Below are 21,000 nucleotides of genomic sequence, written 5' to 3'. Positions count from 1 at the left end.
GCGGGCGATCAGCCTTCGACGGCTTCCTCGACCGGCGGCTGCTCGGCGGCACCGAAGTCATAGCCCTGCTGCATCAGCGCCTCGCGGCCGCCACGGGTCGCGGCGATGGCGATCGCTTCGCAGTAGAGGCGGATGGCGCGGCTGGCGTCGTCGTTGCCCGGGACCGGGAACGCGATGCCGTCCGGCGAAACGTTCGAGTCGAGGACCGCGACGACGGGGATGCCGAGCGTGTTGGCTTCCTTGATCGCCAGCTCTTCCTTGTTCGCGTCGATCACGAACATGATGTCGGGAATGCCGCCCATGTCGCGGATGCCGCCGAGCGAGAGCTCGAGCTTGTCGCGCTCACGGGTGAGCTGCAGCACTTCCTTCTTGGTGAGGCCGTGCGTGTCGCCCGACAGCTGCTCTTCGAGCGTCTTGAGGCGCTTGATCGAGTTGCTGATGGTCTTCCAGTTGGTGAGCATGCCGCCCAGCCAGCGGTGGTTGACGAAGTGCTGGCCCGCACGACGCGCGGCGTCGGCGATCGGCTCCTGCGCCTGGCGCTTGGTGCCGACGAACAGCACCTTGCCGCCGGCAGCGACGGTCGAGCTGACGAACTCGAGCGCGCGGGCGAACAGCGGAACGGTCTGCGACAGGTCGATAATGTGAACGCCGTTGCGCTCACCGAAGATGTAGGGCTTCATCTTCGGGTTCCAGCGATGGGTCTGGTGACCGAAGTGCGCGCCCGATTCGAGCAGCTGCTGCATGGTGACGACGGGTGCCGCCATAGGGATAACTCCTTCCGGTTGGTCCTCTGGGAAGCGGGAATTCGGAATTGCTCCGAACACCGGGTTATGATGCTTCCCATGCGGGGTTGAGGCGGGCCGCTTAGTCGATTGCGCGGGCGGACACAAGCTGGAACATTATCGGAACATCGCTTGACGTTGGAACAAGAATGGAACATACAGCGATCAGAACGCGATTGATGGAACAGGCGGGAGTCTCGGTGGTTCGAGGTTCTTGGGTTCCGCTGGGATCGGCGTTGAAGATCGGGAGCCGGGTAATGACTGGATTCGCTGTCTTTTTTCTGTTCGGGTCGGCGTTCACGGCCGCCGTCTGGACGCTCTACGCAAGCATTCATCCGCAACTGCATCGCTTCGCCGAATTGTTCGGCATGGCGCGGCCGGTCGCTCTTCCCGCTCCCTCGCCGCGCCTGTCGCGCGTCAGGGTACGATCGGTCCCGGCGCGGATGCCGCGTCTCCACCCGCAGCGCGCAGCCGCCTGATCCGGCGGTAGGACCGGATGCTGAACGGGATGCTGGCGAGATAGGCGATCGCCACGATCGCCAGTGTCGTCCAGGGCGCTGAGACCAACGCCGCGGCGAGCGCGACCAGTGCCGCGATTGCCTCGAATCGGACATTCTGGCGCAGCCGGATTTTCGGGCCGAAGGTCGCGACGCTGGAGACCATCAGGATCGCGATCAGCACCGTCCACACGGCGATGATGATCGGCTGGCGTGTGACCGCTTCACCGGTCCACAGCCAGAGATATACCGGGGTAAGCGCCAGCGCCGCGCCGGCCGGTGCAGGAACGCCGGTGAGGAAACCCGCCGACTTGTGCGGCTGCTCGGCGAGATCGATCTGGGCGTTGAAGCGGGCGAGCCGCAGCGCGCAGAACAGCGCGTGGAGCAGCGCGACGAGCCAGCCGAAGCGCCCCAGCGCCTGGAGCGACCAGAGATACAGGATCAGCGCTGGCGCGACGCCGAACGAGATCGCGTCGGACAGGCTGTCGAGTTCGGCGCCGAAGCGGCTCTCGGCGCGCACCAGCCTGGCGATACGCCCGTCGATGCCGTCGAGCACCGCGGCGGCGAGCACCATCAGCACCGCGGCTTCCCAGTTGCCGAGGATGGCGAAACGAATGCCGGTGAGGCCGGAGCAGAGCGCCAGTGCGGTTACCGCGTTCGGCAGCACCGCGCGCAGCGGGATGCCGCGCGGCAGCGCCGGCCTGCGGCCCAACCCGCGCCCGATGCGCGGGCGACGATCACTCATTGTGCTACCCCGGCAAGATTCTGGATGCCGCGGCGAGCGATGATCGTCTCGCCGGCGATGGTACGCTGGCCAAGGACGACCTGCGCGCCATAGTCCTCGGGCAGGAAGATATCGACCCGGCTGCCGAAGCGGATCAGGCCGATGCGCTGGCCGGCGACGACCATGTCGCCCGGCTTGACGAAGGCAACGATGCGCCGCGCGACGAACCCGGCGATCTGGGTAAAGCCGATGCGCAACCCGTCGCGATCCTCGACCACCATGTGCTGGCGCTCATTCTCGTCGCTGGCCTTGTCGAGATCCGCATTCATGAACTTGCCCGAGATGTAGATGACGTGCCGGATCGTTCCGGTGATGGGCGTGCGGTTCACATGCACGTCGAACACGCTCATGAAGATCGACACGCGCACCATCGGCGCGCTGCCGAGTGCGTGCGGGCCGGCAAGTTCGGGGGGCAAGGGCATGCGCTGAATCATCGTGACGAGCCCGTCGGCGGGAGCGACGAGCACCCCCTCCTCCACCGGGGTCACCCGGACGGGATCGCGGAAAAAAGCGGCGATGCCGAGCGTGAGGAACAGCAGCGGCCAGGTGAGGACGTCCCACACCCACAGGCTCAGCAGCGCGACCGCGGCGACGATCAGCACATATTTGCGGCCTTCGGGGTGGATATCGGGAAAACGCCACTTCACCGTCGAGGTACCGACCGGAGGCTTGTCGAGCGATGTCATGGCCGCAGGTGTACCCGCGCGGCAGCCGATTTCCTAGACACTCCTGCATGCAGCCCCCTGCGCAGAGAAAATCCGGGCAACAAAGCGGCTCTCCGGCGTTGTTGCCGTGGCCAGGATCGGGATGCTTTTCGACGACGGTCGCTTGCATATCCGCCGGAATTTGCGCAACCGAAGTCCCGAAGCGTCATATTTTCGTAAGGAAGCCCATGCCCCCTTCGACCGCCACCGCGAAACGCCGGAGTGCCCGTCGCACCCGTCCGGCCGGTGTGCCCTCGCCGACGATGTTCTTCCTGCAGCAGTTCCTCAAGCGCCCGGTGATGGTCGGCGCGGTCGCCCAGTCCTCGGGGCGGCTGATTCGCCGCATGCTGAGCAAGGTCGACTGGGCGAACACCAGGTTGTTCGTCGAATATGGACCGGGCGTCGGCACCTTCAGCCGCCCGATCCTCGATCGGCTAGGCCCCGATGGTAAGCTGATCGTGATCGATACCAACCCCGATTTCATCCGCTATCTGCGCCAGTCGATCGACGATCCGCGCTTCGTCGCGGTGCTCGGCTCGGCGGCCGAAGTGCAGAAGATCGTGCGCGACAACGGCTTCGAGCAGGCGGATTACATCGCCTCGGGCCTGCCCTTCTCGACTCTGCCGGACGGCGTCGGCGACGCGATCGCCAAGGCGACGCGCGACATCCTCCGGCCGGGCGGCGCGTTCCTCGTCTATCAGTACAATCCCAATGTCCGGAACTTCCTGACCCCGCACTGGGACCATATCGAGCACGAGATGGAATGGTGGAACATCCCGCCCGCCCAGCTCTGGTGGGCCTGGAAGGACTGAACCCTCCCACAGGATATGAAAAAAGGCGGCCATGGGGTTCCATAGTCGCCTTTTTCTTGGTCGAGGCAGCGGGGCGACGACAGCGCCGCCCCGGCTCGGCTTACCAGTTCCACATCGTCCCGTCTTCGAGGCGGGCGACCGGCAGATAGGCCGGCTTGTACGGATATTTCGCCGCCAGTTCCTCGTCGATGTCGACGCCGTGGCCCGGCGCCTCGCCGCAGAACAGATAGCCCTTGTCGAAGTGATAATCGTGCGGGAACACCGCATCGGTCTCTTCGGAGTGGCGCATATATTCCTGGATGCCGAAATTCGGGACCCAGGTGTCGAAATGGAGCGCGCAGCCCATCGTCACCGGCGACAGGTCGGTCGCGCCATGGCAGCCGGTGCGGATCTGATAGAGGCTGGCGAGATCCGCCAGGCGACGCAGATGCGTCAGGCCGCCGGCGCCGACCACGGTCGCGCGCAGATAGTCGATCAGCTGGTTCTGGATCAGGTCCTTGGCGTCCCAGATCGTGTTGAAGATCTCGCCCACCGCCAGCGGCGTGACGGTGTGCTGGCGGATCAGCTTGAACGCTTCCTGGTTCTCGGCCGGCGTCACGTCCTCCAGCCAGAACAGCTGGTAGGGCTCGAGCATCTTGCCGAGGTTGGCGGCTTCCTGCGGCGTGTAGCGATGGTGGCCGTCATGCAGCAGGTGATGGTCGAAGCCATAGGTCGCGCGCAGCTTCTCGAACAGCTTGGGCACATAGTTGAGCGCCTTGCGCGTGTCCCAACCGGTGACCGAGGGCAAAGCCGCATCGGCGGGCTCGTAATACATGGTGCCGCGGCCGACGCCGTAGGCATCCTTGATGCCCGGCACGCCGGTCTGCGCGCGGATCGCCTTGTAGCCGAGATCGATATATTTGCCGACCGCATCGACGGTCTGATCGATATCGGCGCCATTGGCATGGCCATAGACCATCACGCCGTCGCGGCTGCGGCCGCCGAGCAGCTGGTAGACCGGCATGCCGGCCATTTTGCCCTTGATGTCCCACAGCGCCATGTCGACCGCGGCGATCGCGCGCATCGTCACCGGGCCGCGGCGCCAATAGGCACCACGATAGAGATACTGCCAGATATCCTCAATCCGGCGCGGGTCCATGCCGATCAGGCAGGGGATGACGTGGTCCTCGAGATACGAGACCACCGCCAGTTCGCGGCCGTTGAGGGTGCCGTCGCCGATGCCGTAGACGCCCTGATCGGTGTGGATCTTCAGCGTCACGAAATTGCGGCCGGGGCAAGTTACGATAACCTTGGCCGAGACGATCTTCATCGAGCTACCTCTATAGGCTGTTTGTTGCCGCTGGCCTGACCAATCCGCGCGCCCATGTCAAGGGATTGGCCAGACCTCCGGGGCATACCGTAGGGGCGACAGGCTGAAATTTTCCTCAACGGCGAAGGGCTATATCGCCGCTCAGAATGCCGGCTTGCCGTACACCTGGCGCGTGACCGGATGGCTGCTGCTAAGCCCGCCATCGACCGCAATCGCCTGCCCGTTGACATAGCTCGCCGCGTCGGACGCGAGGAACAGCGCCACCTGCGCGATTTCCTCGGGCCGCCCCGCGCGTCGCAATGGATTGAGCTGGCCCAGCTTCTCTTCCTTGCCCTGCTCGCGCGCATAATCGAACGCGCGCTGGGTCATGCCGGTCTCGATCAGCCCGGGGCAGATCGCGTTGACCCGCACGCCCGAGGTGGCGAGTTGCTGTGCGGCGCTCTGCACCAGGTTGATCACCCCCGCCTTGGACGCCGAATAGGGCGTGCCGCCTGCTCCCGAACGAAGCCCCGCGACGCTTGCCGTACACAGAATCGCCCCGCCGCCGCGCTCGACGATCCGCGGCGCGACGTGCTTGATGGCGAGGGCGGGGCCGATGAGATTGACGCGCAGCACTTCCGTCCAAAGTGCTACGTCAGCGTCGAAAATCCCTGCGGTGCCACCGGAGATGCCGGCATTGGCGTAGAAGATGTCGATTCCGCCGAATTGTTCGCATGTATTCTTAATAAGGCGCCGCACGTCGCTCTCATCGGCTGCATCGATCTCGACCGCCAGTGCCTCATCCAGCCCGGCAATCGTCTCGTGAACGCCAGCGTCGCGATCGGCCGCAACCACTTTCGCGCCGCGCGCCGCGAAGGCACGAACCGTTGCTCGCCCGATGCCGGAGGCGGCACCCGTCACCACCGCGACCTTGCCGGTGAAATCGAACCCGCCGCTCATTCCCCTGCCCTTTGCGCGAAATGCCACGCCGCCGACGCCAGCCCCGGTAGTCGCTCGACCGTGTTGGCCGCCTGCGTGCTCGAGGCATTGCCGTCGAGCATCCTCTTCTTGATCCCCTGGACGATGCCGGTCAGGCGGAACAGGTTGTAGGCGAAGTACCAGTCGAGATCGGGCACGCCGTCGCGCCCGGTCGCGGCGCAGTAGCGCGCGACCATTGCCTCGATCGTCGGGATGCCCGTCTCCGGCCCCGCCAGCCCCTTCACGCCCGATCGGCCCTCCGGCTCGGTCACCCAGTTCATCAGGAAATAGGAGAAATCGGCGAGCGGATCGCCGAGCGTCGACAACTCCCAGTCGAGCACCGCCAGCACCTGCGGCCGGTCGGCGGCGAAGATCATGTTGTCGATGCGATAATCGCCATGGACGATGCTGGTCTGGGTCTGCGGCGGCACCGTCCGCGGCAGGAAGTCGATCAGCGATTCCACCTCGGGCAGATCGTCGGTCTGGCTGGCGCGATACTGGCGGGTCCACCGTTCGACCTGGCGGGCGAAATAATTGCCCGGCCTGCCATAGTCGCCTAGGCCGACCGTCTCCGGGTCGATCCGATGCAGCGCCGCCAGCGTGTCGACGATCGCCTCGTAGATCGCGGTGCGCGCCGCCGGCGCCATCTCCGGCAACGACCCGTCCCAGAAGGTTCGCCCCTCGACCATCTCCATCAGGTAGAAAGGCGCGCCGATCACCTGCCGGTCCTCGCACAGGGCATAGGGCCGCGCGACGGGGAAGCCGGCGGGATGCAGCGCGGCGATCAGCCGATATTCGCGCTCGACCGCGTGGGCGGAGGGCAGGATCGTTCCAAACGGTTTGCGACGGAGGACATAGGCACCGCTCGTACTTTCAACGCGATAGGTCGGGTTACTCTGCCCTCCTGGGAACTTGGTGACGGTAACCGGACCGGTGAAGCCGGGCACCTGCGCCGAGGCCCAGGCGGCGAGGCGGGTTTCGTCGAGGTCGCTCATGCGAAGGTAATCACCGAGCGAACGCTCGTGCCTTGCCGCAATTTCTCCAGCGCATCGTTGACCTGGGACAGGCCAATGCGCTCCGCGACCATCGTGTCGAGGTCGAGCTTGCCGTCCAGATAGAGTTGCACCAGCCGCGGCATGTCGATCGGGAAGCGCGTGCTGCCAAGCAGCGAGCCCTGGATCTTCTTGCCGGTGAGGAAGGTATGGCCCGGCAGGCTGACGCTCTGGCCCGGTGCGATCATCCCAAGGATTGTCGCCGTGCCGCCACGCCGCAGGATCTGCCAGGCAAGCTCCGCCGTTGCCGGCCTTCCGACGCCCTCGATCGCATAGTGGACCCCGCCGCCGGTCAGCGCGAGCACTTGCTTGGCGACACCCTCGTTCGTGGGATCGAGCATATGGGTCGCCCCCATCTTCTCGGCCAGCGCGCGCTTCTCGGCCACCGGATCGAGCGCGAGGATCTGGCCGGCGCCGGCGATCTTGGCGGCGTTGATCGCAGCGAGCCCGATCCCGCCCGCGCCGATCACCGCGACACTCTCGCCGGGGCGCAACCGGCTGTCGTTGAAGATGGAGCCCGCGCCGGTGATCACCGCGCAGCCGAGCAGCGCGGCGCGATCCAGCGGCATGTCCTTGGCAATCGCGACGCAGGCATTTTCGTGCACCAGCATCATCTCGGCGAAGGCGGAGAGGTTGAGGAACGGCGCGAGCGGCCTGCCATCGGCGAGCTTCAGCCGCGGCTCGGCATCGGCAGGCCGCCGTGTCGACGGATCGACACAGAGCGAAGGCCGACCGGTCACGCAATACTCACACGAGCCGCAAAAGGCGGTGAGGAAGGTGATGACGTGATCGCCCGGACGCAGATGCGCGACATCCGAGCCGACCGCCTCGACCACGCCTGCCGCCTCGTGCCCCGGCACCGTCGGCACCGGGTGCGGGAAGGCGCCGTCGACGAAGTGCAGGTCGGATCGGCACACCCCTACCGCGGCGGTGCGGATCAGCACTTCGCGGGGGCCAGGCTTGGAAACCTGGACCTCCTCGATCGCGAGCGGGGTCTTGGCCTCGAGCAGGACGGCTGCCTTCATGCCGCCCTCCTACCGGCTCACGCCAAGATCGCCGGAAGAGGCGCGGTCCGCCTCGAACGCGGCATATTTGCCGAACTCGGCGCGGGCGATCGCGCGGGCATGGACCTCGTCCGGGCCGTCCGCCAGCCGCAGCGTCCGGACGCTGCCCCAATTGTGCGCGAGGTCGAAATCGTCGCTCACCCCTGCCCCGCCATGCGCCTGGATCGCGTCGTCGAGGATCTGCAGCGCCATGGCGGGCGCCTGCACCTTGATCATCGCGATCTCGAGCTGCGCGGCCTTGTTGCCGGCCTTGTCCATCATGTCCGCCGCCTTGAGGCACAGCAGCCGCGTCATCTCGATATCGATCCGCGCGCGGGCGATGCGCTGCTCCCAGATTGAATGGTCCGCGATGCGCTTGCCGAAGGCAACGCGGCTGACGAGGCGCTTCGCCATCGCCCCGATCGCCTCTTCCGCAACCCCGATGGTCCGCATGCAATGGTGGATGCGCCCGGGTCCGAGCCGGCCTTGCGCAATCTCGAAGCCGCGGCCTTCGCCGAGCAGCAGATTCTCCGCCGGCACGCGCACGTCGCGCAGCACGATCTCGGCATGGCCATGCGGCGCGTGGTCGTACCCGAACACCGAGAGCATCCGCTCGATGGTCACGCCCGGCGTGTCGAGCGGCACCAGGATCATGCTCTGCTGGGCGTGCTTGGCGGCGCCGAAATCGGTCTTGCCCATCAGGATGGCGATCTTGCAGCGCGGATCGCCCGCGCCCGAGGACCACCATTTCCGACCGTTGATCACATAGTGATCGCCGTCGCGCTCGATCCGCGTCTCGATATTGGTGGCGTCGGACGAGGCGACCGCGGGCTCGGTCATCAGGAAGGCCGAGCGGATCTCGCCGCGCATCAGCGGCGCCAGCCACGCATCCTTCTGCGCGCGCGTGCCGTAGCGGTGGAGCACTTCCATGTTGCCGGTATCGGGCGCGGAGCAGTTGAACACCTCGGATGCCCAGCCAACCCGACCCATCTCCTCGGCGCACAGCGCATATTCCAGATTGGTGAGCTGCTCGCCCTCGAAGACGAAGCTGTCATCGACATGGGGGCGGCCGGACTGGGGCGGCATGAAGAAATTCCACAGCCCCGCCGCCTTGGCGCGCGCCTTGACGTCCTCCAGCACGGGATTGACCGACCAGCGCTCGCCCGCCGCAGCGGCGGCGCGATACTCGGCCTCGCGCGGGCGGATCTCGGCGTCCATGAAGGCCTTCACCCGATCGCGGAAATGGGTTTCGCGCGCGTTCAGCGTGAAGTCCATGGCATCGCTCTCCTGTCAATCTTTGGCGGCAGCCTAGCCCGTACCCGATATTCGGTAAAGGGCACCGCCCGATCAAATTACCGCATACCGAGATCAAAAAACCATTTGGGCGCGCCACGGAAACGGCTAAGCTGGGGGGATGCAATCGCCGCCCAAGACCGAGACCACCAACACCAAGCGGTTCCAGGCCAAGCGCGACGCCATCCTGGCCGCCGCCGCCGCCGCGATCAACGAGCAGAGCGCGAAGGGCATGACTTTCGCCGACGTCGCGCGGCGCGTGGGGCTCAACACCACCTCGGTCACCTATTATTTCAAGCGCAAGGAAGACCTCGCCGCCGCCGCGTTCGAGCAGACACTCGCCTGGCTGCACGACATCCTCGATGAGGCGCTGGCGGAGCCCACGCCCGAGGCGCGCGTTGCGCGGTTCCTCGCCATCAACATGGAGCGGCTGGCACGGATCGGGCGGGGCGAGGAACAGGCCGTGGCGATGCTGTCGGACCTTCGCGCGATGGAGGAGCCGCTCAAGGGCAAGCTGATGGCGGGCTGGCGGAACGTCTTCCGCAAGACCCGCAGCCTGTGGGGCAGCGACGGCAGCCGCGCCGAGACCGACCTGCGCGGCGCCCGCGCGCATGTGCTGCTCGAGAACAGTTTCTGGCTGAACGCCTGGATCACGCGCTACGAGATCGACGAATATCCGCGGGTCGAGGCGCGGCTGATGGACGTGTTCCGCCACGGCATGGCCGCGCCGGGGCAGCGCTGGTCACCCGAGCTGTTCGAGCTGGTCCATGACGAGCCGGAGCCCGGCCGCGAGGCATTCCTGCTGGCGGCTACCAGGCTGATCAACGAGCTCGGCTATCGCGGCGCCTCGGTGCAGCGCATCGCCTCCGAGCTCAACGTCACCAAGGGCAGCTTCTACCACCATCTCGACGCCAAGGACGATCTGGTGATTGCCTGCTACAAGCGCAGCTTCGACATCCTCGCCGATGCGCAAAGGCTGGCCGAGGGCCATGCCGGCAACCAGTGGCAGCGGATCGAGAGCACGCTGGCGACGCTGCTCGACTATCAGTTTTCCGAGCGCGGCCCCCTCTTGCGCACCACCGCGCTGTCCGGCCTGCCGCCGCATGTCCGCAACACGATGCTCGATCGGTCGAACCGCATCGCGCGGCGCTTCGCGGGCATGCTGTCCGACGGCATCGCCGAGGGCACGATCCGCCCGATCGACCCGCTGGTCGCCAGCCAGGCGCTGATGGCGCTGCAGAATGCCGCGTTCGACATGCGCAAATGGGCCGGCACGATGCCGCGCGAGCGGGCGGTGGCCTTCTATGCCTCCACCCTCGCCTATGGCCTGTTCGACGATCGGGTGCTGGAGAGCTGACGACGCCCGTCAGAGGTGCTTCTTGTCCAGCTTTCGGGCCAGCGTCCGGCGGTGGAGCCCCAGCCGCCGCGCCGCTTCGGAGAGATTGTAGTTGGTATCCGCCAGCGTCTGGTGGATGTGCTCCCATTCGAGCGTCTTGATCGAGGTCGGCCGCGCCTTGAGCTCGGCATCGACATCGCCGTCGACGCGGTCGAACGCCGCCTCGATATCGTCGGTATTGGCCGGCTTCATCAGATAGTTGGTGGCGCCGAGCTTCACTGCCTCGACCGCGGTGCTGATGCTGGCAAAGCCGGTGAGGACGACAATCCGCATCGTGGGATCGATCTCGTGCAGCTGCTTGACGCAGACCAGCCCCGACCTGCCGCCGAGCCGCAGGTCGACGACGGCGCGATCGGGCGCGAACGCCCGTGCGAGCGGCTCCAGATCCTCAGGCCCGTTGCGCAGCTCGACCGTGTAGCCGCGCCGTTCGAACGAGCGCCCCAGCGTCCGCGCGAACACCGCATCATCCTCTACGATCAACAATTTGTGCGCGGTCATTCGGCTTCATCCTCAAGTGCGAGCGCCGCCTGGGGCACCCGGAGCAGCACCTCGGCCCCGCCGGGCTCGCGATTGCGCGCAGTCAGCGTTCCGCCGAGCGTTCGCAGCACATTGTGGGTCAGGAACAGCCCCAGACCCGCGCCCTGCCGGCCCTTGCTGCTGTTATAGGGATCGCCGATGCGCGGCAGGATCTCTTCGGGGAAACCGCGGCCGTCATCGCGGACGGACAGGACCAGCACATCCTCGTCCTGGCCGACCGACAACCGGATGCGAGTCGCCCCCGCTTCGACCGCATTGTCGAGGAGATTGACGATCGACTGGCCGAGCGCGCGATCGGCGACGATCGGCAGGTCGCTGCCCAGGCGATAGTCGAGGATCACATTGTCGTTGCGCGGCCAGGCTTCCACCAGCCCCGTGACGAAGCGGCGCAGCGTGGTGCGCTCGGGTGCCTCGCCGCTGATCTCGCCCGCGGCGAAGAGGATGCCGGCGACGATCGCCTTGCAGCGCGCCACCTCGGCCTGCATGTCCGCCACTTCGGCGCTGAGCTGCGGGTCCTTGGCGATCTTCCGGTCCGCGCGCCAATCGCCCAGCGCCACCGAGATCGACGCGAGCGGCGTGCCCAGCTCGTGCGCGGCGCCGCTGGCGAGCAGCCCCATGCGGACGATATGCTCCTCCTCGGCGGCGCGCTGGCGCAATTCGGCGAGGCGCGCATCGCGATCGCGCAGGTTACGGGCGATGCGGGTGACGAACTGGACGATCAGCGTCGCGGTGAGCGTGTAGTTGAACCACAAGGCGAACAGGAACGCGCCCGACAGCGACGTGGAAAGCATCGGCGGCAAAGGGAGTGGGCGGTGCACGACCGCCAGGAACGCGAAGGCCGCGCTGGTGAGGAAGACCAGCGCCCAGCTGGAAGCGGTCTCCAGCAGCACCGCGCCGAGCACCACCTGCAGCAGGTAGAGCGAGACGAAGGGGTTGGTCGCGCCGCCGCTCAGGTAGAGCAGCATGGTGAGGCAGCTCACGTCGACCAGCAGCCCGGCCATCACCTGCGCATTGGTTGCGGGGCGCAGTGCGCGTGCCGGGTACATCGCCAGGTTGAGCGAGACCAGCACGCCCACCGTAATGAGCATCGGCACCAGCGGCAGCCGGACATTGAAGACGAGATGGACGCCGAGGATCGTGGTCAGCTGCCCCAGCACCGCCAGCCAGCGCAGCTGGACCAGCAGCAGCAGGTTGCGGCGGGCGGCGTCCTCCGGCGTCGCCGTGGTCATGCGGCTCCGCGCCCGCGCCACGCCCGCCAGGCAAACCAGGCGGTCAGCAGCGCCAGGCCGAACCAGGTCAGCGCATAGACGAGATGGTTGTTGCTGAAGCGGACGACGGTCATCCCGCCGCGCGGCCAGCCGTCGCCGCTGCGATCGGCATCGATGAAATAGGGCGCGAGCTGCGCCAGCCCCTGCCCCATCGCAGCCACATCGCGCGAATACCAGCGATTGGCGGCGGGATCGTTGGAACGGAGGAAACCGCCCTTGGGCTCGCTCAAGCGGAGAAGCCCGGAGATGCTGACCGGCTTCACGCTCGTCGTGATGCAGTCGGGCAGCGTCTGGCCTTCGGGCAGAAAGCCGCGATTGACGAAGACGGTGAAGCCGCGCGCTGTGACCAGCGGAGTCATCACCCATTTGCCAGGCCCGAGTTCGGTGACAGCCTGGGCCAGCTTGGTGCGGCAGGGAAGATAGGTGCCGGTGATCCGTACGCGGCGATAGCTCGCTTCGCTATCGATGCCCGCCCATTCGGCGGGCCCGGGGGCGGGCACCGGCGCCGTGGCCAGTCCCCGCTCTACCCGGTCGATCAATGCCAGCTTCCAGGCGCGCCGCTCGACCTGCCAGATGCCAAGGCCGAGGAGGATGGCGATCAGCGGCAGCAGCGCGATCGCCATCCCGTTGCGGGAAGCCGGCCGGCTCACATGCCGGCGCCGGAAGCCATCCCGGGCATCATGTTGAGGTTCATGTTGTACATCACCCACAGCGAGCCCGCGAGCGCGATGACGATGATGATGATCGTGAACACCAGCGCCATCAGGGTCCAGCCCTGCTCCGACTTGCTGTTCATGTGGAGGAAGTAGATCATGTGGACGACGATCTGCACCATCGCCAGGGCCGCGCAGATCGCCACCGCCACGCGGGTGTCGGCGATCCAGCCGCCCATCACGATTCCGAACGGGATCGCGGTGAGGACGACCGACAGCAGGAAGCCGGTGATGTAGCCGCCGCGGGTGGAGTGCGGCGCATCATGGCCATGATCGTGGCCATGACCATGGTCCTGGCCGGCGTGGCTGTGGGGGTGCGCGCTCATCGCATGGCTCCAAACAGATAGACGAAGGTGAACACGCCGATCCAGATCACGTCCAGGAAGTGCCAGAACAGCGACAGGCACTGCAGGCGACGGACATTGGCCGGGATCAGGCCCTTGCGGCCGATCTGCACCATCAGCGTGAACAGCCAGATCAGGCCGAAGGTGACGTGCAGGCCGTGGGTGCCCACTAGGGTGAAGAACGAGGACAGGAACGCTGAGCGCCACGGACCCGCACCTTCATGGATCAGGTTCGAGAATTCGTAGAGCTCGATGCCGAGGAAGGCGGCGCCGAACAGCGCGGTCAGCAGCAGCCAGGCCTGGACGGCGCCCTTGCGCTGTTCCTGCATGGCGATCATCGCGAAGCCATAGGTGATCGACGAGAACAGCAGCATCGCCGTGTTCACCGCCACCAGCGGCAGCTCGAACAGCTCGCGGGAGGTGGGACCTCCCGCATAACTGGTACCATAGACGCCCCAGGCCGCGAAGAGCATCGCGAAGATGAGGCAGTCGCTCATCAGGTACATCCAGAAGCCGAGCAGCGTGCTGCCGCCGGGTTCGTGATGCTCCTCCTCGAGCTGGTAGAAGACGGGGATATCGCCCGTCGGTACGGTCGTGGCGCTCATCGCGTCAGGCTCCATGGCGCGCGAGCACCGCGGTGCGCGCATTCTCGGTTTCGGTCACTTCTTCCGCAGAGATGTAGAAGTCGCGATCATAGTTGAAGGTATGGGCGATCGCCGTGACCAGCAGGCCCAGGAACGCCGCGGCCGCGAGCCACCAGATGTACCAGATCATCGCGAAGCCGACGACCAGCGAGAAGCCCGCCAGGATGACGCCGGCGCCGGTGTTCTTCGGCATGTGGATCGGCAGGTAGCCGGTGAGCGGACGCTTCGCGCCGCGCGCCTTCATGTCGTACCAGGCATCCAGGTCGTGGATGACCGGCGAGAACGCGAAGTTGTAGGCCGGAGGCGGCGACGAGGTCGCCCATTCCAGCGTGCGCGCGTTCCACGGATCGCCGCTGTCGTCGCGCAGCGCCTCGCGGTTGCGGATACTGACGAAGATCTGGAGGAGGAACGCGGCGATGCCGACCGCGATGATCGCGGCGCCGATGGCGGCGATCACGAACCAGATCTGCAGGCTCGGATCCTCGAAGTGGCGCAGACGACGGGTCACGCCCATGAGGCCGAGGACGTAGAGCGGCGTGAACGCCACCCAGAAGCCGACCACCCAGCACCAGAAGGAGACCAGGCCCCACTTCTTGTCGAGCTTGAAGCCGAAGGCCTTGGGCCACCAGTAGTTGATGCCGGCGAACAGGCCGAACAGCACGCCGCCGATGATCACGTTGTGGAAGTGCGCGACCAGGAACAGCGAGTTGTGCAGCACGAAGTCCGCCGGGGGCACCGCGAGCATCACGCCCGTCATGCCGCCGATCACGAAGGTCAGCATGAACGCGATGGTCCACATCATCGGCAGTTCGAAGCGGATGCGGCCCTTGTACATGGTGAACAGCCAGTTGAAGATCTTGGCACCCGTCGGGATCGAGATGATCATCGTGGTGATGCCGAAGAAGCTGTTCACGCTCGCGCCCGAGCCCATCGTGAAGAAGTGATGGAGCCAGACGAGGTACGACAGGATGGTGATGACCAGCACCGCGTAGACCATCGAGGTATAGCCGAACAGGCGCTTGCCCGAAAAGGTCGAGGTGACTTCGGAAAAGATGCCGAACGCCGGCAGGATCAGGATGTAGACCTCAGGGTGACCCCAGATCCAGATCATGTTCACGTACATCATCGGGTTGCCGCCGGCGGTGTTCGTGAAGAAGTGCGTGCCGACATAGCGATCGAGGCTGAGCATCGCCAGCACCGCGGTCAGCACCGGGAAAGCGGCGACGATCAGGATGTTGGTGGCAAGCGCGGTCCAGGTAAAGATCGGCATCTTCATCAGGCCCATGCCCGGCGCGCGCATCTTGACGATGGTGGCGACCAGGTTGACGCCCGACAGCAAGGTACCCACGCCCGCGATCTGCAAGGCCCAGATATAATAGTCGACGCCGACGTCCGGCGAATAGTCGAGGCCCGACAGCGGCGCCATCGCCAGCCAGCCGGTCCGCGCGAACTCGCCGATGAACAGGCTGGCCATCACCAGCGCCGCACCCGCCGCCGTCATCCAGAAGCTGAAATTGTTCAGGAAGGGGAAGCTGACGTCGCGGGCACCGATCTGCAGCGGCACCACGAAGTTCATCAGGCCGGTGACGAACGGCATCGCCACGAAGAAGATCATGATCACGCCGTGTGCGGTGAAGATCTGGTCGTAGTGGTGCGCGTTGAGATAGCCTTCGTTGGCGCCGAACGCCATCGACTGCTGGAGGCGCATCATGATCGCGTCGGCGAAGCCGCGGAGCAGCATCACCAGACCCAGCACCATGTACATGATGCCGATGCGCTTGTGATCGACGGTGGTGAACCACTCCTTCCAGAGATAGCCCCACAGGCGGAAATAGGTGAGCGCGCTCAGAAGCGCGACACCGCCGAGCGCGACGCCCGCGAAGGTCGCCACGACGATCGGCTCGTGGATCGGCAGGCTCTCGATGGAGAGCCGACCGAAGATCATCTTGATCAAGGTGTCAGACATGGGAGTGCTCAAGCCTCGCCCGCCGCCGCGCGACCGGGATAGGCCGGCGCGTCCATGCGGGTCATGTTACGGTTCGAATCCGCGCCGGGTTCGCTATGGCCGGCGGGAGCGCCGTGCGGATGGGTCAGGTGCGGACTGGTCTTCATTTCATCCGGCGACTTCATCAGCGCGCCATCGGCGCCTTCGCCTGGACGGTTGTTTACCGCAGGGGCGACTTCCTGGGCACCCGCACCATGGTGCATCATGCCGTGGCCGCAGGCGGTGCCGGGCTTCACGCACATCTGGACGATGCGGTCGAACAGGCCGGCCTGAACCGTGCCGAAGTGCATCGCCGGCACCTTCTCGCTCGGCTTTTCGAGCGTGAGATACTGGGTCGCGTCGAGCGCGCCGCCGGCGGCCTTGGTCTTGGCCACCCACTGGTCGAAGCCGGCGGCGTCGACCGACAGGGTCGGGAAGCGCATATCGGAGAAGCCAGCGCCGCTATAGTTGGCGCTCACGCCCTCGAAGGTGCCGACGCGGTTCATCACCGCGTGGAGCTTCGTTTCCATCCCCGGCATCGTGTAGATCATGCCCGCCAGCGCCGGCACGTAGAAGGTGTTCATCACGCTCGACGAGGTCAGGCGGAAACGCACCTGGCGATCGGCCGGCAGCACCAGCTCGTTGACCGTGGCGACGCCCTGCTCGGGATAGATGAACAGCCACTTCCAGTCGAGCGAGACGACCTGGATCTCGAGCGGCTCCTGGCCGGCCGGGATCGGCTTGCCCGGCGCGATGCGGTCCAGCGGCCGGTACGGGTCCAACTGGTGCGTCGTGAGCCAGGTCAGCGCGCCGAGCGCGATGATGATCAGCAGCGGGGCCGACCAGATCACCAACTCGATCCGGGTCGAGTGATCCCAGTCCGGAGCATATTCCGACTCGGTGTTGCTCGCGCGATACTTGATCGCGAAAACCACCGTCAGGATCATCACCGGCACGATGATGAGCAGCATCAAAAATACCGACCAGAGGATCAGGTCGGCCTGCTGCCGTGCAACATCGCCGGACGGATTCATCACGACAAGGTCGCACCCGCCGAGGATCAGCGGGGCAGCGAGGGTAGCGATCAGGGCCGTCGGCCTGAGGGCACGACGAAACGGGGTCATGGATCGAAACATAGCGGCCGCGAGTTAGGAGGGGTTGTGCGGGTGCGAAATAGGACAATTTGTCCCATGGCTGCAACCCGAGAGTTTCCCTAGGTGCTTTCCCCAAAGCTTTGCGGTAGACATATCCCCATGGCCAATGCTCAGCTTGGTTCGACGCAGATCGAACATGACGCCCGCCTGATCAACACCTCGCACGGTGACGATCACCTCCGCCCCGGCGATATCGCCATCGGCGTGATCATCGGACGAACATCCGAGTTCTTCGACTTCTTCGTCTATGCGATCGCTTCGGTGCTGGTCTTCCCGGCGCTGGTGTTTCCCTACATGGATCGCGTGACCGGCACGCTCTGGTCGTTCGCCCTCTTCCCGCTTGCTTTCATCGCCCGTCCTATCGGCACGCAGATCTTCATGCGCATTGACCGCCGTCATGGACGCGGCGCGAAGCTCACGCTGGCGCTGTTCCTGCTCGGTACCGCAACGGTGACCATGGCATTCCTGCCCGGCTATGCGCAGGTCGGCATCTGGTCGGCGATCTTGCTGGCGACGCTCCGCGTGCTGCAGGGTCTGGCGCTGGGCGGCGCCTGGGACGGCCTAGCCTCGCTGCTGGCGCTGAATGCCCCGCCTTCGCGTCGTGGCTGGTACGCGATGGTGCCGCAGCTCGGCGCCCCGCTCGGGCTGATGGTGGCGAGCGGGCTGTTCGCCTATTTCGTCAGCGCCCTCGACTCGGCGGACTTCATGAGCTGGGGCTGGCGCTACCCGTTCTTCGTCGCCTTCGCGCTCAACGTGGTCGCGCTGTTCGCCCGCCTGCGCATGGTCGTGGCACCGGAATATGTGAAGCTGTTCGAGAGCCGCGAACTCACCCCCTCGCGCGTCACCGCGACGATCAAGGCGCAGTGGCGCAACATCATCATCGGTGCCTTCGCACCGCTGGCCAGCTTCGCGCTGTTCCACATGGTCACCGTGTTCCCGCTGTCGTGGATCGCGCTCTACACCAATGAGGACCTCACTCGCTTCCTCCTGATCGAGGTTGGTGCGGCTGCCTGCGGCCTCGTCGCCATCGTGATCTCGGGCATCCTAGCCGACCGGATCGGTCGCCGCTCGCTGCTCGGCTATACCGCGGCCGCGATCGCCGCCTATTCGGGCTTCGCGCCGCAGCTGCTCGAACGTGGCAACACCGGCGAGACGGTGTTCATGGTGCTCGGTTTCATCCTGCTCGGCCTAGCGTTCGGCCAGTCCTCGGGCGCGGTCGCCAGCAACTTCCCGAAGCGGGCGCGCTATACCGGCGCGGCGCTGACCTCGGACCTTGCTTGGCTGTTCGGCGCCGGCTTCGCGCCGCTCGCCGCGCTGCTGCTGGCCGCCAACTGGGGGGTGATCGCCTCGGGCCTGTACCTGCTCTCGGGCGCTGCCGGCACGCTGATCGCGCTCTACTTCAACAAGGAGTTGGGGCGCCGCCTCGACTGACGCTCGCGCGGCTTGCCTAAGCCGTGCGCGACCTCCAAAGGCCTCCTGACCGCACCCGCGTTCAGGAGGCATTTTGCATGACGTCCCCCACCGGCATTGATCGCTTGGTCGCCATCATGGAGCGCCTGCGCGATCCCGAACGCGGCTGCGAATGGGACGTGGCGCAGACCTTCGAGACGATCGCCCCCTATACGATCGAGGAGGCCTATGAGGTGGCCGATGCGATCGAGCGCGGCGACATCGTCGAGCTGAAGGACGAACTGGGCGACCTGCTGCTCCAGGTGGTGTTCCACAGCCGCATCGCCGAGGAAGCCGGGCAGTTCGCGCTCGCGGACGTGGTTACCTCGATCAGCGACAAGATGGAGCGTCGCCACCCGCACATCTTCGGCGACGTGGCCGAGGGCGGGCACCATCTTTGGGAAGTCATCAAGGCCGAGGAGCGCGGCGCCAAGGGGGCATCGAGCGCGCTCGACGGCGTGGCGATCGGCCTGCCCGCGCTGCTTCGCGCGGAGAAGCTTCAGAAGCGGGCGGCGCGCACCGGGTTCGACTGGCCGGACGCCAGTGGCGCGCAGGCGAAGATCCTGGAGGAACTGGAGGAGGTCGAGACGGCCACCGACGACGCGCACCGCGCCGAGGAGGTGGGCGACCTGCTGTTCGCGGTGGTGAACTTTGCCCGCAAGCTTGGCGTGGAGCCCGAGGCGGCGCTGCGCGCGGCGAACGGCAAGTTCGAGCGGCGCTTCAAGGCGATGGAAGAGCGCGCCGGCGAGGCGTTCCTGGGGCTCGACCTGGAGGGCAAGGAAGCGCTGTGGCAAGAGGTGAAGCGGGGGTGATGGGGCAGCCCTCCCGGCCACTCCAACCTCTTAGTTGTCATCCCGGCGAAAGCCGGGATCCATTCGCCTCTCGCTTTCGGCAATAGCCGCAACGTAGCGCCGATGGATTCCGGCTTTCGCCGGAATGACGGACCGAGGGCCGCCTCAAGGCAGGACGAGGGGGTTCCGACCCTACCCCCGCGTGACGAACCGCTCGTAATCGCGCGGCGCCATGCGGACTTCGTACACCGCCTGCTCGTCCTCGATATGCTGCTCGATCACATCGCCATGCTGGTGCAGCCACGCGGCGGCCGCGCCATCGGCCGGATCCAGCCGCAGCGTGTAGCGGCGATGCCCCTCGGTCAGCCGCCCGGCGACCGCGTCGACCAGCGCATCGACGCCCTCGCCGGTCAGTGCCGATATCACCCGCACCTCATCGGTCCGACGCGCCGCCATCGCCAAGGCTTCCTCACGCTGCTCATCGTCGAGCAGGTCGAGCTTGTTCCACGCCTCGAAGCGCGGCGTCTGCTCGGACACGCCGATTTCCTGGAGCACCTTCTCCACATCGGCGCGCTGCGCCTCGGTGTCGGGATGCGCGATGTCGCGGACATGGATCAGCAGGTCGGCCGAGACCACCTCTTCCAGCGTCGCCTTGAACGCGGCGACCAGCTGCGTCGGCAGCTCCGAGACGAACCCCACCGTGTCCGACAGGATCGCCTTGTCGATCCCCGGCAGCGCGATCTGGCGCAGCGTTGGATCGAGCGTGGCGAACAGCAAATTCTCCGCCATCACCCCGGCACCGGTCAGCCGGTTGAACAGCGTCGACTTGCCGGCATTGGTATAGCCGACCAGCGCCACCACCGGCCAGGGCGCGCGCTGGCGCCGGTCGCGGTGGAGCGTGCGGGTGCGGCTGACCTGGTCGAGCTCGCGCCGCAGCCGCGCCATGCGGTCGCGGATCAAGCGGCGGTCGGCCTCGATCTGGGTCTCGCCTGGGCCGCCGAGGAAGCCGAAGCCGCCGCGCTGGCGCTCGAGGTGGGTCCAGCTGCGCACCAGCCGACCCGCCTGATAGTCGAGATGGGCGAGTTCGACCTGCAATCGCCCTTCGGCGGTACGCGCGCGCTCGCCGAAGATTTCGAGGATCAGCCCGGTGCGGTCGATCACCTTGCAGCCGAGCGCGGTCTCGAGGTTGCGCTGCTGCACCGGCGTCAGCGCCGCGTCGAACACCGCGAGCTGGAGTTCGCCGTTGCGGACCGCCTCGGCCAGCGTATCCACCTGGCCCGATCCGATCAGCGTGCCCGGCTTGGGCTGGCGCAGCCGAACGGCGACCCGTTCGACCACGTCGACGCCGATCGCCGCGGCGAGGCCGGCCGTTTCCTCCAGCCGCGCCTCGGCGTCGCGCGAGCTGCCGCCCATGTCCGGATAGACGACGAGCGCGCGTGCGCCCCGCGCGAATTCGTCGGGGTCGCGCTCGAAACCAGTGCTCATGC

At 66.3% G+C, this 21,000-nt stretch carries 20 protein-coding genes; 4 read left to right on the top strand and 16 right to left on the bottom strand.

The genetic code is table 11. The annotated features are described in order from the left end of the window. Positions 1-8: 8 nt before the first annotated feature. From rpsB to GGR89_RS07610, 3 genes are all read right to left on the bottom strand, one after another. Positions 9-764, bottom strand: a complete 756-nt coding sequence (gene rpsB, locus GGR89_RS07620; RefSeq protein WP_125974371.1) for a 30S ribosomal protein S2 — start codon at positions 762-764, stop codon at positions 9-11. Positions 765-1,199: 435 nt separating this feature from the next. Further along, a complete protein-coding gene (gene pssA, locus GGR89_RS07615; protein ID WP_125974373.1) occupies positions 1,200-2,024 on the bottom strand; it encodes a CDP-diacylglycerol--serine O-phosphatidyltransferase in 825 nt (274 codons plus the stop codon). Continuing rightward, entirely contained in the window at positions 2,021-2,749 is a 729-nt protein-coding gene (locus GGR89_RS07610) for a phosphatidylserine decarboxylase (RefSeq protein ID WP_125974375.1), read from the bottom strand. The genes pssA and GGR89_RS07610 overlap by 4 nt, the downstream gene beginning before the upstream one ends. Before the next feature lie 206 nt (positions 2,750-2,955). Between GGR89_RS07610 and GGR89_RS07605 the strand changes: the two genes are divergently transcribed. After that, entirely contained in the window at positions 2,956-3,579 is a 624-nt protein-coding gene (locus GGR89_RS07605; RefSeq protein WP_125974377.1) for a class I SAM-dependent methyltransferase, read from the top strand. 100 nt (positions 3,580-3,679) lie between these two features. On the opposite strand, the gene manD is transcribed toward GGR89_RS07605, so the two are convergent. The 5 genes from manD to GGR89_RS07580 form a co-directional block, all read right to left on the bottom strand. Then, complete coding sequence (gene manD, locus GGR89_RS07600; RefSeq protein ID WP_125974379.1) at positions 3,680-4,888, bottom strand: D-mannonate dehydratase ManD; 1,209 nt, start codon at positions 4,886-4,888, stop codon at positions 3,680-3,682. Positions 4,889-5,029: 141 nt separating this feature from the next. Then, complete coding sequence (locus tag GGR89_RS07595) at positions 5,030-5,827, bottom strand: SDR family NAD(P)-dependent oxidoreductase (protein ID WP_125974381.1); 798 nt, start codon at positions 5,825-5,827, stop codon at positions 5,030-5,032. Continuing rightward, entirely contained in the window at positions 5,824-6,840 is a 1,017-nt protein-coding gene (locus GGR89_RS07590) for a phosphotransferase family protein (RefSeq protein ID WP_125974383.1), read from the bottom strand. Before GGR89_RS07590 ends, GGR89_RS07595 begins: the two co-directional genes overlap by 4 nt. Further along, on the bottom strand, positions 6,837-7,922 hold the full coding sequence (locus tag GGR89_RS07585; protein ID WP_125974385.1) for a Zn-dependent alcohol dehydrogenase: 1,086 nt from the start codon (positions 7,920-7,922) through the stop codon (positions 6,837-6,839). The genes GGR89_RS07590 and GGR89_RS07585 overlap by 4 nt, the downstream gene beginning before the upstream one ends. 9 nt (positions 7,923-7,931) lie before the next feature. Beyond that, entirely contained in the window at positions 7,932-9,215 is a 1,284-nt protein-coding gene (locus tag GGR89_RS07580; RefSeq protein ID WP_125974387.1) for an acyl-CoA dehydrogenase family protein, read from the bottom strand. Between the two features lie 139 nt (positions 9,216-9,354). On the opposite strand from GGR89_RS07580, the gene GGR89_RS07575 reads away from it, so the two are divergent. Beyond that, the gene (locus GGR89_RS07575) at positions 9,355-10,590 is read left to right on the top strand and encodes a TetR/AcrR family transcriptional regulator (protein WP_125974389.1); all 1,236 of its coding nucleotides are present in this window, start codon (positions 9,355-9,357) and stop codon (positions 10,588-10,590) included. 9 nt (positions 10,591-10,599) lie between these two features. Here GGR89_RS07575 and GGR89_RS07570 read toward each other — a convergent pair whose 3' ends face one another. Genes GGR89_RS07570 through cyoA form a run of 7 tightly spaced genes read right to left on the bottom strand, consistent with a single transcriptional unit; the run spans position 10,600 to position 17,243 of the window. Then, positions 10,600-11,127 (bottom strand): response regulator transcription factor, encoded by a 528-nt coding sequence (locus tag GGR89_RS07570; RefSeq protein ID WP_125974391.1) that lies wholly within the window; start codon positions 11,125-11,127, stop codon positions 10,600-10,602. After that, positions 11,124-12,395, bottom strand: a complete 1,272-nt coding sequence (locus GGR89_RS07565) for an ATP-binding protein (RefSeq protein WP_125974393.1) — start codon at positions 12,393-12,395, stop codon at positions 11,124-11,126. The genes GGR89_RS07570 and GGR89_RS07565 overlap by 4 nt, the downstream gene beginning before the upstream one ends. Further along, complete coding sequence (locus GGR89_RS07560; RefSeq protein ID WP_125974395.1) at positions 12,392-13,057, bottom strand: SURF1 family protein; 666 nt, start codon at positions 13,055-13,057, stop codon at positions 12,392-12,394. Before GGR89_RS07560 ends, GGR89_RS07565 begins: the two co-directional genes overlap by 4 nt. A gap of 23 nt (positions 13,058-13,080) precedes the next feature. Beyond that, positions 13,081-13,473 carry a cytochrome o ubiquinol oxidase subunit IV gene (gene cyoD, locus GGR89_RS07555; protein WP_125974397.1) on the bottom strand — a complete coding sequence of 131 codons (393 nt, stop codon included), beginning with the start codon at positions 13,471-13,473 and terminating at the stop codon, positions 13,081-13,083. Then, positions 13,470-14,096: a cytochrome o ubiquinol oxidase subunit III gene (gene cyoC, locus GGR89_RS07550; protein ID WP_125974399.1), complete on the bottom strand. Its 627-nt coding sequence runs from the start codon at positions 14,094-14,096 to the stop codon at positions 13,470-13,472. Before cyoC ends, cyoD begins: the two co-directional genes overlap by 4 nt. A gap of 4 nt (positions 14,097-14,100) precedes the next feature. Then, positions 14,101-16,101 (bottom strand): cytochrome o ubiquinol oxidase subunit I, encoded by a 2,001-nt coding sequence (gene cyoB, locus GGR89_RS07545; RefSeq protein ID WP_125974401.1) that lies wholly within the window; start codon positions 16,099-16,101, stop codon positions 14,101-14,103. Between the two features lie 8 nt (positions 16,102-16,109). Further along, positions 16,110-17,243 (bottom strand): ubiquinol oxidase subunit II, encoded by a 1,134-nt coding sequence (gene cyoA, locus GGR89_RS07540; RefSeq protein ID WP_125974403.1) that lies wholly within the window; start codon positions 17,241-17,243, stop codon positions 16,110-16,112. Between the two features lie 129 nt (positions 17,244-17,372). On the opposite strand from cyoA, the gene GGR89_RS07535 reads away from it, so the two are divergent. Together GGR89_RS07535 and mazG are read left to right on the top strand one after the other, a co-directional pair. Next, a complete protein-coding gene (locus GGR89_RS07535; RefSeq protein ID WP_125974405.1) occupies positions 17,373-18,704 on the top strand; it encodes an MFS transporter in 1,332 nt (443 codons plus the stop codon). Positions 18,705-18,781: 77 nt separating this feature from the next. Continuing rightward, positions 18,782-19,534, top strand: a complete 753-nt coding sequence (gene mazG / locus GGR89_RS07530; protein ID WP_125974407.1) for a nucleoside triphosphate pyrophosphohydrolase — start codon at positions 18,782-18,784, stop codon at positions 19,532-19,534. A 171-nt stretch (positions 19,535-19,705) separates the two neighbouring features. On the opposite strand, the gene hflX is transcribed toward mazG, so the two are convergent. Beyond that, on the bottom strand, positions 19,706-20,998 hold the full coding sequence (hflX, locus tag GGR89_RS07525) for a GTPase HflX (RefSeq protein ID WP_125974409.1): 1,293 nt from the start codon (positions 20,996-20,998) through the stop codon (positions 19,706-19,708). Positions 20,999-21,000 lie beyond the last annotated feature (2 nt).

The organism is Sphingomonas trueperi (genome assembly GCF_011927635.1).
Taxonomy (GTDB): Bacteria; Pseudomonadota; Alphaproteobacteria; order Sphingomonadales; family Sphingomonadaceae; genus Sphingomonas; species Sphingomonas trueperi.
The sequence above is the reverse complement of the archived record's forward strand: the minus strand, read 5'-3'. Positions and strand labels throughout refer to the sequence as shown.